Consider the following 12,440-nt stretch of genomic DNA (forward strand, 5'->3'; position numbering starts at 1 on the left):
CGTTGTGTTCCCTCTTTTCTTTTTTAGCTCAGGCCTAGACCTTTTTTCATCGTTTGGAGCATGAAATCACTGGATTCTTCGGCTTTATCTGCCCAAGCAAAAACGGCATTTGTCGCAATTCCGTCGAATTTCATCTCACGCATTTTACGGAAAATCGTCTCGAAATCGACTTCGCCTTGCCCAATATTGAGATGTTGGTGAATCGTTACTTCGGCGTCGGGCGGGTTCACAATGTAGCGCAAGCCGTAAGCCGCTTTATGGTTAAACGTATCGGCGAACAGGACTTGGTCGAGTAGGTCGCCTGCCTCATCTAGCATTTTTTCAACATCACCAATGCCATCATCGTAAAAGAACGTGTGGGCCGTCGAGTATACAAGTTTAATCCAATCTTTATCCAATGCGCGAATCATATTGATAGCACCTGTATTCGTCTCGATAAAATCAAGCGGATGCGCCTGTAAATTTAGCCGTACGCCTTCTTTTTCGAAAACGGGCATCAACTCATCCATAGACTTCACGAATTTCTCTTCGCAAACGACAGGATTGTATTTCGTCCCGCTGAACTCACTGTTCATAATATCTACATCTAATTCGACCGCGATTTCGATGGCGCGTTTCCAATTCCGAACCGCAGCCACGCGACGCGCTTCATCCGGTCCTGCCCAGTTGTAAAGCGGTAACAAAGATGATATTTCTAGACCTGTATCTCGTAAGCATTTTTTCACGAGTTTTATTTTGGCTTTATCGACTTTCGGATATTTATAAAAAGGACAAAAATCCTCGCGTGGACTCAACTCGATGTATTTATAACCAAGCTTAGCAGTTTTGTAAATCATTTGTTCAATGCTCATACTATCGCGAAACATGCTTGGATCAAGCGCTAACTTCATTCTTTCTCGCCCCTTCTTCGTAGAATGCTGGTCGTTCATCAAGTTCGATCGGCTCCGTCACACCAGATTCTTGCGCTTTGACACAAGCTGCAGCGGTTACCGAGGCCACGTAGCCATCCCACGATGTTGGACCTTGTGGCGCCCCATTTTTACGAATCGAATCGATGAAGTCTTGAATCTCGGCATCATACGCATCTAGGAATCGGTCTTTCCAATCCATCAAAATATCTTGGCTCAACTTGCCACTTTTACGCGTCACAATATTCGAGAACTCCGGCAATTTCACGATGCCTTCTTCGCCGATCACTTCGCACTGAATATCGTAGCCGTACTGACAATTCACGAAAATCTCTGCCGTAATCGAGATGCCGCCTTTCGTTTCGATCATCACGATTTGTGGATCGCGTAAATGCGACAACGCGTGCTTCGTTTTCCTCGGATACATGACTTGAACGCTCGCATAATCGTCATCCACAAGCCAATGTAAAACGTCAATTTCGTGGATCAGTGTGTCCGTAATCGCCATATCGGTCGAATACGTTTCTGGTACGGTTGGATTACGATGGGCACAACGAATCATCAGTGGCTCACCGATTTCATTCGCATCAATCGCCTCTTTCAATTTGACGTAACCATGATCGTATCGCCGCATAAAACCCACTTGGACAAGTCGCTTCCCGTATTTCATTTCAGCATCGACAATCCGACGCGCGCCTTCTGCCGTTGTTGCTAGCGGTTTTTCACAGAAGATATACTTTCCAGCTTCAATTCCTGCGAGCACGCTTTCCTCATGTGCTGGTCCCCAACTGGAAACAAGAATCGCATCGACGTCTTTTGCCGCGATTAGCGCTTTATCATCTGGATACACGTTTGCGTCTAGGTTGAAATTTTCAATGGCTTGCTGGGCTGCCGCTTGGTTGACATCGGTGACAGCAACGACCTCTGCACCTGCTAGTGTTTGGCTAATCCGTTTAATATGTTCGCGCCCAATCGCGCCTGTTCCTATAACTCCAAATCGTACATTCATCTTTTTTTCCTCCAATTCTCTGCTTTATAACGCTTTCATTATTTAAATTTGATATAGTTTCGGAAGTAGTATTCAATCTGCTCGAGCGTGTGCCCTTTTGTTTCGGGTAAGTATCTTTTGACGAAAAGAATTGCGAAGACACCAAGTATTGCGAACATGAAGAAAGTGATGGATAGCCCCACGTTTGCTAGTAAGATCGGAAATGAAAAGCCGACTAGGAAGTTCGTAATCCAGAGGCAAAATACGGTTGTTCCCATCCCAATGCCGCGCAATCGTTGCGGGAAAATTTCAGAGAGCATGAGCCACGTAACCGGTGAGATCGCGCCTTGTTGGAACGCAAGAAAAGTGACGGTTAAACTCAGTACCACATATGGTAGCGCAGTCGTGCCTTGTAATAACATCGATAAAATACCGATCAAAAGCAGTGCGCAAGTTGTGCCGATGAGCCCTGTAATCAACATTGGTCGCCGCCCGACTTTTCCGAGTAAGTAAATACCGACGAAAGTCGCGAGCACAGAGATAACACCGTTTGCAATATTTCCAATTAATGCAGCTTCGGTTCCAAAACCCGCATCACGCAAGATTTCAGTTCCGTAATACATGATCGAGTTGACACCAGTGATTTGCTGGACAACCGCAATTCCGATCCCAATAAAGAGGATTCGCCGTACCCAAGTGACGCTCAAATCTTGAAATGTTGCTTTTTCGATTTCTTGTTCGGCGGCAATGTTGTCTTTAATTTCTGTGAGTTCCTTATTAGCTTCATTTTGTTCGCGAATTTGTTGTAGTACGCGCAAAGCATCGCCAATTTTGCCTTTAGAAGCGAGCCAACGCGGACTTTCTGGTAAAATTAGCATTCCGAACCAAAGAATCACGGCTGGAATCGTTGCGATAACTAACATGTAGCGCCACACGTTGCCGTCTTCACCTAATGTTGTTCCGATGACGGCATTGAATGTGAACGCCAATAACTGCCCGGTCACAATCATTAATTCATTTTGTGTTACCATCCGTCCACGTCTATGCGCAGGAGACATTTCTGCTAAGTATGTCGGTACGGTTACGGAAGCCCCGCCGACTGCAAGCCCTAATAAGACTCGAAAAATAACCATGACAGCCATGCTAGGTGCAAATGTACAACCAAGTGTTGCCACGAAAAAAATGACAGCTAGTGTCAAAAGATTGCGTCTACGTCCACTCCGATCCGACAATCGCCCACCAAATATCGCGCCGAATGCAGCTCCAAATAGGAGCGAACTCGCGACAATACCTTCTCCAGCAGGCGTCAAATTGAGTTGCCCTGCCTGTGACATGTAGGGCAAGGCTCCATTGATAACCCCCGTATCGTAACCGAATAGCAAACCACCAAAAGTCGAAATAATCGTGATTAAGCGTAAATAAGCTTTCGGCGTTCGCTTATTCGCCGGTGCCTGTTCTAAAACCAACTCTGGACCGTCTTGTTCTGGACTTTTCATAGCGATCGCTCCCCTACTCTAGCTTGTAGCAAGTTTTCATCAATGTATTTTCTGGCCATTAAGGCGTATTCTAACGGATTCGCAATCGCGGGATCTTGTTCCGCCTCCACAACAATCCAACCGCTATATTCTGCAGCCAATAAGCGCTGATACACTTCATAAAAATCAATGCAACCATCGCCTGGCACCGTAAACATCCCTTTTAAAAAGGATTGCAGGAAGGACAGCTGCTCTTTTTCACAGGCAATCATCACGTCTTTTCTGACATCTTTGAAATGAATGTGCGCAATGCGGCCGAAATGCTTTTCAAGAAGTGCCATATAATCTCCTTCTGCCACATAAATATGACCAGTATCATAAAGCAAGTGCACCCGCGTAGGATCCGTCCCAGCCATCAGTTGATCTATCTCAGCAACCGTTTCGACACCCGTTCCTAAATGATGGTGATAGACAAGCTTCAAATTATGCACGTTAGCAATCTCACCAAGCTGGTTGAGCCCCTCGCACAGAAGTTCCCATTCTCGCGCAGTAAAATATGGTTTCTCCGTAAATACATTCTTGGTTAGCCCTTGAATGCTATACGTTTGCTCCGAAACAACTGCCACATTTGCATTCACTTTTTGCAAGTAGGCACAGTGCTTCGTGAATGCCTGTTTTGCCGACTCCACACCATCTCGAATGATAAAACTGCTAAACCATTGCCCCGCGACTCTTAACTGACGAAGCGCTAGTTCCTTATTTAAAATGTCCGCCGCGGGAAAAAATCCTCCGACTTCTGTTCCTTCAAATCCAGCGACTACGATATCGCTCAGTAGATGCTGCAACGTGTTTCCTGCTCCAATTTCTGGTATATCATCGTTGCGCCAGCCAATCGGCGCGATTCCCCATGTGATCATGAGCAAATACCCCCTGTGGTCCTAGTATTTTTTAGCTTTCTCCAATTTTTTTGCAATTGCCTCATGCGCTTTTTGGATACTCTCTTTCGTGGAAACTTCTGAAACGCCAACGTGCCACCATGCATCATAGCCATCCGACATCGTTTTCGGTAAAACTTTCATTTCGATTAGCGTGGAAACCGTTTGCTTTTTGGCATCTTCTAGTGCAGCTTTTAGTTCTGGAATCGTGTTTGCTCGGTATGTTTTTGCGCCATACCCTTCTGCAACTTTGGCGTAATCAATGTTCATAATTTGATTATCTGCCGTTCTGAACTCACAAAAATAACTATCGCTACCGTGCTCCATTTGCAGGTTGTTAATACAGCCAAAACCAGCGTTATCGAACAGCAAAATATTAATTTTATGGTTATATTGCAGTGCCGTGATAAACTCCGAATGTAGCATGAGAAAGCTACCATCTCCTGCCATTGCGTAAACTTCTTGATTTGGCGCCGCTAATTTTGCACCGAGTGAACCGGAAATTTCATACCCCATGCAGGAATAACCGTATTCGAGATGGAACGTATTTGGCACGTGTGGATTCCAAATTCGTTGCAAATCGCCTGGTAACGAACCAGCTGCCCCAACCACAATACTATCTTCGGCAACCGTCTCATTAATCGCGAGAAAAGCCGCTGTTTGTGAGAGCTCCGTATTGAGAGCATCTGCATATTCATTCAACGTTTCTTGAGCGAATTGGTTCTTGATTTCTGGGTTAAAGTTAGCGCGATCAAACCTCACATTTGCTAAGCGATTCCGTTCTATGAGCCATGTAGCTTTGAGCTTTTCAAGTTCCTCACCATATGACGTTTCGTAGTCTCCTAGGCGTTCAGCAAGCCCTTCAAGTGTTATTTTTGCATCTGCGACGACTTGAAATGCATCGAGTTTGTAGGCTTGAGGACGGCTAATATTAATGTTTAAAAAGCGCGTTTTATCCCAGTTGAAAGCCGTTTTAGAAGAGGTCGTGAAGTCCGTGTAACGCGTGCCGACGCCGATCACCAAATCCGCCGTGCGAATCACTGCGTTTGCTGCGCTCGTGCCGAGAATCCCCGTCCCGCCTAGATTATTTTTAAATTGACATTCGACCGTTGACTTCCCTGCATGCGTCTCCACAAGCGGAATATTGTGCTGTTCGGAAATCGCGATCAACGCCTCACGTGCCTCTGAATACTTGGCACCACCGCCAACAATAATGACTGGGCGTTTACTTTCCTTGATTCGTGCCACCGCCCCGCTAAGCTCGCGATCACTTGGCATTTTTCGGTCCATATAGTGAATCCGTTTCTCAAAAAAAGCCTCATCATAGTCATACGCTTCGCCTTCTGCATCCTGCGAAATACAGATCGCTACCGGCCCAGCCGTCGCAGGATTTGTCATCACTTCAAACGCCCGCAGTAAACTACTCATCAACTGCTCCGGACGCGTAATCCGGTCCCAATATCGCGAAACTGGCTTGAGCGCATCATTCGTCGTCACCGCCGCACTATAATCCTGCTCTAACTGCTGCAAAACCGGATCAGGTTGACGCGACGCAAACGTATCTGCCGGCAAAAGCAAAACTGGAATATTATTCGCAAAAGCCGTCCCAGCCGCCGCAACAAGATTCGCTGCTCCCGGCCCAGCCGATGTCGAGACTGCATAAATTTTCTTCCTCAAATTCTGTTTCGCAAAAGCAATCGCCGCATGCGTCATGCCCTGCTCATTCTTGCCCTGAATCACCTTCAAATGCCCCGGATCTTCTTCGAGTGCTTGCCCAATCCCGAGCACATTCCCGTGCCCAAAAACTTGAAACATCCCTTCCACAAATGGCGTAATATGTCCATCAATCGCGACATACTGCTGATTTATAAATTTTATCAAAGCTTGCGCCGTTGTTAGGCGAATCGTTCCCATACCTCATTCCACCTCCTCTTTTAAACTTGTGCTGCAATCAAATCTTCAATTTCTAAAACGGTTGGCATTGCTTCTGATGAGCTGTGTTTGCTAACGACAATCGAGGCCGAAGCACTTCCGAATTTTAGCGCGGTTTCAATCGATTCACCTGTGATAAGCGCATACAAGAACGCCGACGCATAGGAATCTCCCGCACCAAAAGTTTTCAAAACCTTCGTCATGTAGGCCTTACCTCGGAATACTTCACCCGATTTCGTGTATGCAAAAGAGCCCTCGACGCCGTGTTTAATCACAATCAGTTCTGGCGTATGCCGGAAAAGTGCTGCAACCGTCGCTGTGTTTTCACCGTCATCCCTATTTTCTAGCATATCGAATTCGTCACGCGTACCAATAACAATATTCGCCTGTTCCGCGACTAATTGATAATAAACCGCCGTTTCCTCCGCTGATTTCCACGTATAGGGACGATAATCGAGTTCAAAAACAATCGTTACATCGTGCTTTCGCGCCAATTGCACCGACTTTAAAATCGCTTCCCGCGACGGGCTTTGCGACAACGCCGTACCCGAAATCACGAGCGCTTTTGTTTTCTTCAAATAAGCCTCATTAATCTCGTTCGGCTCCAAATAAAGATCCGCCACTTGATCCCGATACATTAAAATACTGCATTCCTCCGGGCTTTTAATCTCCGTAAAGGCAAGCCCCGTCTTGTGTCCATCCTGATCCGTCACCATTTGTGATGTATCCACACCAACATCACGCATATACTGCTCAATAAAACGACCATGCTGATCATCCGGAATTTTGCCGATAAAACCGACCTTCAGTCCTAATTTGGCCGTCCCAATCACGATATTCGCAGGCGAACCACCTACATATTTTGAAAAAGTCATCGTCTCTTCCATCGGACGATTATACTCCACCGCGTTCAAATCGATACAAGCCCGCCCAACCGCGATCACATCATATTTTTTCGTTTCATCAAATGGATATTTCATTCCGCAACATTCCTCCTTATTTTCGATCCAAAATCCACGCATGCGCTGGGTCGTTATGAAAATTCCACGTCCGCGTTGGCCCAGCCATCACATTCAAATAGTATGATGTATACCCATCAGGCACACCAACTGGATGATAACCCACCGGAACTAGTACCACATCGCGATTTTCTACAGTCATCGTCTCGTCAATCGACCGATCATCCGTATACACCCGTTGAAAAACAAAGCCCTGCGCTGGATTCATCTCATGATAATACGACTCCTCCAAAAATGACTCCGCCGGTAAATTGTCCTGATCATGCTTATGTGGCGGATAACTCGACCAATTGCCACCTTCCGTATAAACCTCCACGACTAACAAACTATTCGCTGTATCAACCGAATCCGGTAAAATATTGTGCACCGTCCGCTGATTATTATACTTGCCACGTTGCTCCATTCCATTTGCTTCAGCCGGAATCAGCATCGTCTTCAACTGCTTATCAGAAGGCGCATAGCATAACCCCACACGCGCATCATCTGACTCCGCTATCACCCGAAATGATCGGTCATTCGAAATATACACACTATCCGTCGGAATCCGCTCAAACACACTCGCCCGCCGTCCAATATTCAAAAATGTCTGCTCCAAATCAGTCACTGTAATCCGTCCAGTCAAGGCAACGACACACACTTCCAGCTTCCCCAGCGACTCCTCATATGTTTCTCCTTTTGCCAAATCTAGCATCTTAAAACCAACATAGTCAAGCGGTGAATTCCCATCACCAAGCCTCACATCTTGCACAACTTGTTCCCCTACTTTCGGCTTCCGAAGTAAATTTCCCATCCTTCCAACATCTCCTCTAGTCTTCAAAATTCGGTTTCGGATACCGCGCCGTTACGACTTTTTTACGCGTATAAAAATCGACACTATCCTTCCCGTTCGCGTGCAACGTCCCAAAAAACGATGATTTCCAGCCCGAGAAAGGGAAAAACGCCATCGGAGCAGGTACACCTAGGTTCACGCCAAGCATTCCCGCATCTATGTTCTCCCGGAAATACCGAATCGCCGACGCATTCGTCGAAAACAAACAAGCACCATTGGCAAATTCAGACTCGTTCGCAATTTGGATTCCCTCTTTCAAGTTTTTCACCCGAATCACCGATAATACCGGCGCAAAAATTTCATCCTTCCAAATCGTCATATCCGTCGTAACTCCGTCAAAGATCGTTGGTCCCACAAAATAACCGTCATCTAGCCCGTCACTTCTGCCGTCATAAACAAGGTTTGCCCCTTCCGCAATGCCCTTCTCAATATAAGCAAGCGTCCGCTCTTTGTTCTCCGCCCGAATCACCGGACCCAGGAAAACGCCGTCATCCATGCCGTTCCCAATCTTGATCTGACTCGCACGTTCCGTCAGTTTCGCCATAAATTCATCCGCAATCGCCTCTTCCACCGTTACAACCGCACACGCCATACACCGTTCCCCAGCAGAACCAAACGCCGCAGCAATAATGTTCGTTAGCGCATCATCAAGGTCCGCATCCGCAAGCACGATCGTATGGTTTTTCGCACCGGTCAGCGCCTGAACTCGCTTCAAGTTCTCGCTTCCTTTTTTAAAAACGTACTCTCCAACCGGCTTCGAGCCAACAAACGAAACCGCTTTAATTTCCGGATGTTCCAAAATCCCGTTGACCACATCATGCGCCCCGTAAACCACATTGAAGACCCCATCCGGCAATCCCGCTTCCGTAAACAGTTCGACAATTTTCTCCGTCAAAAGCGGCGTCCGTTCCGAAGGCTTCAAAATAAACGTATTCCCAACCGCAATCGCCATCGGGAACATCCAACAAGGCACCATCATCGGGAAGTTAAATGGAGCAATCCCACCAACGACACCAATCGGATAACGATAGTTTGTCGCCTCAACATCCGTCGCAATCGAAGCAAGCGAATCCCCCATCATCAGCGTCGGTGCCCCGGCCGCAAACTCCACATTTTCAATCCCACGTTGCACCTCACCAAGCGCCTCCGTCAAATTCTTCCCATTCTCAATCGTAATCAGGCGCGCCAACTCTTCCTTATTCTGGCGTAGTAACTGCTGATAATTAAATAAAATTCGCGCCCGTCTAGGAACCGCAATATTCCGCCATTTCTTAAAAGCCGTTGCTGCTACATCCGCCGCATAATCAAAATCCGCACGCGTCGAAATCGGTACTAATGCCACAACTTCCTTCGTTGCCGGATTAATCACATCCTCATAAGCCGCCGTCTCGCTAGCTACCCACTCCCCATTAATAAAATTTTTCAACTTTCTAACCTCTGTCATTCCGTTTCCTCCTCGTATATAAACGCTTTCATAATTCCCAACCTCGTAAAATCTAGCAAAGCACCGGAAGATAACCGTTCAAAAGTTATCTTTTGGTCATATCTTGATTACATTCTATACTTCCAATGAGTAAATGTCAATCTGTAATTTCCAATTATAAATCAAAACATAGCCAAAACTTTTTAAATTTGCTATATAAAACAAGATAACCACCTATTTTTGTTACATGTTGATTAACTTTTGAATATGTGTTAAAATTTAGGCAAGTTATTGATGGATAGGAGAATGAGCAAATGAAGGAGAAGCGACTACAATTAGTAGAAGAATTCATACACGAAAAAGGCACAACATCACTAGACGAATTATGTGAGCATTTTGACGTCTCAAAGAACACCATTCGTCGCGATATTAACAAAATCCTCGAAAATGGCACAATTCAAAAAGTGTATGGTGGGGTCAGAACGACATCAGAACGGCTGATTCCATTTGAAAATCGCGACCATGCAAACCAAGAAGAAAAACAAATCATCGGTGAAATTGCCGCCACATATGTAGAAGAAGATGAGATTATCTTCATTGATTCCGGTACGACAACGCGTAATATGATGGCGTTTTTGCCTAGGAATATCAATGTGACACTTTTAACAAATAATTTGGATGTGATTAACGCCGCAGCAACGATGGAAAACATTAACTTAATCATCATTGGTAATAACTACAAACGCAAAACCAAGTCCTTTGTTGGCACAGATGACTCAAATACGATCGAGAAATACAATGTCAATAAAGCATTCATGGCAGCAACAGGTGTCTCCATTGCCCACGGTTTGACGAATTCAGACCTTCTGGAATATGAGATAAAAAAACGAATCGTTGCAAAAGCGGAAAAAGTCTTTCTACTTGCCGACCATTCCAAATATGAAAAATCCACCCTGCTCACCTACTGCGCACTAGAAGAAGTAAGTGTGATTGTTACATCACAACCACTATCCGAAGAATACAGAGCCTTTTGCGGGCAAAATAATGTTGGGATCGCGAGTAAATAATCTGAAATTAGAGGAGTTTTGAAAATGCCATTATTGCGCTTTGATTTGATAAAAGGACGCAAACCTGAGGAGATTAAAAAGCTTGTGGATACGGCACATGAAGCGATGGTAGAAGCGTTTGAAGTGCCTTCGAGTGATCGATACCAAATCATCCACCAACATGAACCTTACGAAATGATCATAGAAGATACCGGACTCGGATTCACACGTACAAAAAGCTTTGTCTTACTGAGCATTGTGAGCAAAAAGCGTACTAGCGAACAAAAACAACGGCTGTACGCCCTAACAGCAGAACGACTAGACTTGATCTGCGGGATTACCTCCACCGATTTGATGATTTCGATTACAGAGAATGACAATGACGATTGGAGCTTCGGATTGGGAGAAGCCCAGTTCCTCACCGGGAAATTGTAAATAAAACAGTGATTCTTCCGCCTAACAAAAGCAGAAGAATCACTGTTTTATCGTTAAATATTAAACTTTTATGTCTTATCTAATTTCTTTTATAACAAAGACAATATTTTCAGTATTAATCAAACGTTAAGGTTTTCTTTCTTTTTTCTATAGATTATCTTTAATTTTGTAACGTAAAGTGGATTTTGTAATAAAATAGACATGGGAGGTAATGAAAATGAATCTTAAAAAAATGCTAGTAGGCCTAACGTTTATTATTGCAATGTCCACTTTAGTAGCCTGTGATACACCGAATGCTTCCAGTAAAGACGAGACAAATCCAGAAAAAACGGAAAAAGCTGCCGCATCCCTAAAATCAGACCTTCAAAAACTAGAAAAAAAATACGGTGCAACATTAGGAGTCCATGGTATCGATACCGCTTCCAACAAAACAATTGGCTATAACGACCAGGAAAGATTCGCCTATTGCTCTAGTTTCAAAGCCATCGCTGGTGGTATTTTACTTAAAAATTTAACACTTGAACAATTGAATAAACGCATCCATTTCAAAAAAGAAGACTTAATCGATCATTCACCCATTACAGAAAAACATACGGAAGACGGTATGACCCTAAAGGAAATTATCAATGCAGCTATGACTTACAGCGATAATACCGCAGCCAATCTAATGCTCCATGAATTAGGTGGACCTAAAGCCTATCAAAAAGAGTTGGTAAAAATAGGAGATACGGTCACGCAATCCGATCGATATGAACCAGAGCTAAACTCGGCTGTACCAGGAGACAAACGGGATACAACAACGCCAAAAGCAATGGCGAAAAACCTGGCGTTTCTAGTGAAGAAGGGAAACATGCCAACAGATAACTTCAACTATTTCAAGCAAACGCTGATTGATAATACAACAGGAGATAAACTAATTCGTGCTGGTGTTCCAGAAGGCTATATTGTTGGTGATAAGACCGGATCAGGTTCATATGGTACACGAAACGATATCGCAGTGATTTATCCAAAAGATAAAGACACAAAACCACTAGTTTGGGTTATCTACTCTAAAAAAGATAAGGAAGACGCGGAGTATGACGACCAATTGATAGCAGATGCAGCGAAGGTACTTAGTAAGTATTTTGCATTGTAAAACTAGGAAAGAACACTTGTTGATTTTTCAGATCAACAAGTGTTCTTTTTTGTAGTGGTGCATATTTTCAGATTGTGCCTGCGGAAAGACTTTGTTGTGGCTCTTACGAAGCGTACTCTGCTGAGTTAGAGCCACAATATGCATAGGAACCGTAGGTGAGTATGTAATCCACCAGCGGCTCTTATGACGCCCATCCTCGAATTTATTAGCGAAACTAGCTAAGAAGCAGAGAATACAGAGAGCCACAATATGCATAGGAACCGTAGGTGAGTATGTAATCCACCAGCGGCTCTTATGACGCCCATCCTCGAATTT

The 12,440-nt window shown here is 44.7% G+C and carries 12 protein-coding genes; 3 read left to right on the top strand and 9 right to left on the bottom strand.

From position 1 onward, the window contains the following. Positions 1–23: 23 nt before the first annotated feature. The 8 genes from HCJ54_RS13790 to iolA are packed head-to-tail and all read right to left on the bottom strand — an operon-like array spanning position 24 to position 9,530. Positions 24–890, bottom strand: coding sequence for a sugar phosphate isomerase/epimerase family protein (locus HCJ54_RS13790; protein WP_187138059.1), 867 nt, complete (start codon positions 888–890; stop codon positions 24–26). After that, positions 874–1,917 (bottom strand): bifunctional inositol 2-dehydrogenase/D-chiro-inositol 1-dehydrogenase, encoded by a 1,044-nt coding sequence (iolG, locus tag HCJ54_RS13795; RefSeq protein WP_185410056.1) that lies wholly within the window; start codon positions 1,915–1,917, stop codon positions 874–876. Before iolG ends, HCJ54_RS13790 begins: the two co-directional genes overlap by 17 nt. Before the next feature lie 38 nt (positions 1,918–1,955). Then, the gene (locus HCJ54_RS13800; protein ID WP_051998571.1) at positions 1,956–3,392 is read right to left on the bottom strand and encodes a sugar porter family MFS transporter; all 1,437 of its coding nucleotides are present in this window, start codon (positions 3,390–3,392) and stop codon (positions 1,956–1,958) included. Further along, complete coding sequence (gene iolE / locus HCJ54_RS13805) at positions 3,389–4,288, bottom strand: myo-inosose-2 dehydratase (protein WP_187138060.1); 900 nt, start codon at positions 4,286–4,288, stop codon at positions 3,389–3,391. The genes HCJ54_RS13800 and iolE overlap by 4 nt, the downstream gene beginning before the upstream one ends. Positions 4,289–4,309: 21 nt before the next feature. Then, the gene (gene iolD / locus HCJ54_RS13810) at positions 4,310–6,220 is read right to left on the bottom strand and encodes a 3D-(3,5/4)-trihydroxycyclohexane-1,2-dione acylhydrolase (decyclizing) (RefSeq protein WP_187138061.1); all 1,911 of its coding nucleotides are present in this window, start codon (positions 6,218–6,220) and stop codon (positions 4,310–4,312) included. A gap of 20 nt (positions 6,221–6,240) precedes the next feature. After that, complete coding sequence (iolC, locus tag HCJ54_RS13815; RefSeq protein WP_187138062.1) at positions 6,241–7,218, bottom strand: 5-dehydro-2-deoxygluconokinase; 978 nt, start codon at positions 7,216–7,218, stop codon at positions 6,241–6,243. Between the two features lie 16 nt (positions 7,219–7,234). Beyond that, complete coding sequence (gene iolB / locus HCJ54_RS13820) at positions 7,235–8,047, bottom strand: 5-deoxy-glucuronate isomerase (RefSeq protein ID WP_187138063.1); 813 nt, start codon at positions 8,045–8,047, stop codon at positions 7,235–7,237. Positions 8,048–8,063: 16 nt separating this feature from the next. After that, the gene (gene iolA / locus HCJ54_RS13825; RefSeq protein WP_187138064.1) at positions 8,064–9,530 is read right to left on the bottom strand and encodes a methylmalonate-semialdehyde dehydrogenase; all 1,467 of its coding nucleotides are present in this window, start codon (positions 9,528–9,530) and stop codon (positions 8,064–8,066) included. Positions 9,531–9,823: 293 nt separating this feature from the next. On the opposite strand from iolA, the gene HCJ54_RS13830 reads away from it, so the two are divergent. From HCJ54_RS13830 to bla, 3 genes are all read left to right on the top strand, one after another. After that, positions 9,824–10,576 (top strand): DeoR/GlpR family DNA-binding transcription regulator, encoded by a 753-nt coding sequence (locus HCJ54_RS13830; protein ID WP_187138065.1) that lies wholly within the window; start codon positions 9,824–9,826, stop codon positions 10,574–10,576. Positions 10,577–10,600: 24 nt separating this feature from the next. Continuing rightward, positions 10,601–10,990, top strand: a complete 390-nt coding sequence (locus tag HCJ54_RS13835) for a tautomerase family protein (RefSeq protein WP_187138066.1) — start codon at positions 10,601–10,603, stop codon at positions 10,988–10,990. Positions 10,991–11,207: 217 nt separating this feature from the next. Continuing rightward, positions 11,208–12,125 carry a class A beta-lactamase gene (gene bla / locus HCJ54_RS13840; RefSeq protein ID WP_244966962.1) on the top strand — a complete coding sequence of 306 codons (918 nt, stop codon included), beginning with the start codon at positions 11,208–11,210 and terminating at the stop codon, positions 12,123–12,125. A gap of 27 nt (positions 12,126–12,152) precedes the next feature. Here the strand turns inward: bla and HCJ54_RS15385 are convergent. Beyond that, a partial coding sequence (locus HCJ54_RS15385; protein ID WP_222713037.1) for a hypothetical protein occupies positions 12,153–12,440 on the bottom strand: 288 nt, incomplete at its 5' end.

The sequence above is a fragment of the Listeria grandensis genome (genome assembly GCF_014322885.1).
In the GTDB taxonomy this organism is placed as follows: domain Bacteria; phylum Bacillota; class Bacilli; order Lactobacillales; family Listeriaceae; genus Listeria_A; species Listeria_A grandensis.

What these genes read in the sequence shown, in the direction of transcription:
- HCJ54_RS13790 (WP_187138059.1), bottom strand. Translation starts at nt 890, where the DNA reads ATGAAGTTAGCGCTTGATCCAAGCATGTTTCGCGATAGTATGAGCATT.
- iolG (WP_185410056.1), bottom strand. Translation starts at nt 1,917, where the DNA reads ATGAATGTACGATTTGGAGTTATAGGAACAGGCGCGATTGGGCGCGAA.
- HCJ54_RS13800 (WP_051998571.1), bottom strand. Translation starts at nt 3,392, where the DNA reads ATGAAAAGTCCAGAACAAGACGGTCCAGAGTTGGTTTTAGAACAGGCA.
- iolE (WP_187138060.1), bottom strand. Translation starts at nt 4,288, where the DNA reads ATGATCACATGGGGAATCGCGCCGATTGGCTGGCGCAACGATGATATA.
- iolD (WP_187138061.1), bottom strand. Translation starts at nt 6,220, where the DNA reads ATGGGAACGATTCGCCTAACAACGGCGCAAGCTTTGATAAAATTTATA.
- iolC (WP_187138062.1), bottom strand. Translation starts at nt 7,218, where the DNA reads ATGAAATATCCATTTGATGAAACGAAAAAATATGATGTGATCGCGGTT.
- iolB (WP_187138063.1), bottom strand. Translation starts at nt 8,047, where the DNA reads ATGGGAAATTTACTTCGGAAGCCGAAAGTAGGGGAACAAGTTGTGCAA.
- iolA (WP_187138064.1), bottom strand. Translation starts at nt 9,530, where the DNA reads ATGACAGAGGTTAGAAAGTTGAAAAATTTTATTAATGGGGAGTGGGTA.
- HCJ54_RS13830 (WP_187138065.1), top strand. Translation starts at nt 9,824, where the DNA reads ATGAAGGAGAAGCGACTACAATTAGTAGAAGAATTCATACACGAAAAA.
- HCJ54_RS13835 (WP_187138066.1), top strand. Translation starts at nt 10,601, where the DNA reads ATGCCATTATTGCGCTTTGATTTGATAAAAGGACGCAAACCTGAGGAG.
- bla (WP_244966962.1), top strand. Translation starts at nt 11,208, where the DNA reads ATGAATCTTAAAAAAATGCTAGTAGGCCTAACGTTTATTATTGCAATG.